The organism is Streptococcus suis (assembly GCF_002964575.1).
GTDB lineage: Bacteria > Bacillota > Bacilli > Lactobacillales > Streptococcaceae > Streptococcus > Streptococcus suis_R.
The window spans coordinates 1-419 of record NZ_POQQ01000080.1; the positions used below are offsets into that span (position 1 = coordinate 1).

Annotated in this window: 1 pseudogene; it reads right to left on the bottom strand. The window is 40.1% G+C overall.

The window, feature by feature from the left end:
- Positions 1–419 (bottom strand): annotated as a pseudogene (locus C1E58_RS10110) (IS5/IS1182 family transposase); the annotation flags it as partial.

The following is a 419-nucleotide window of genomic DNA, read 5'->3' on the forward strand; positions in this document are numbered from 1 at the left end:
ACCTTGCGTTTGGCATAAATGCGGGCTCCCTCTTTACTTGTCAATTCCTCTTTGACTAAGTTCTTGAAATAGTTCCACGTAGGATTATACTGAATTTGTTTGAGGTTTCCTTTTTCTGTCCGTGCTAACTGGTCTAACTCCTCACTAGCTTGTACAGGATCAGCTTCGTAAATCTTAATATCTTTCTCAAAACCATTCTGCTCCGTTCTTCGTGAATAATTCTTAAACGAGTAGACAACCCCATCTGGCTTTATCCACTGGTCAGAATCTTCTAGATAGGTCCAGTTTTCAGGATTGGCATCACTCTTCTTATAGCTTTTCTTCTGCTCTTTCTGATATGTTCCGTAGGGAATCAGAGGTGTTTTCTCCAGATCATCAAGGATAAAGCTATAATTTTCTTCACTTCCATAACCTGCTGC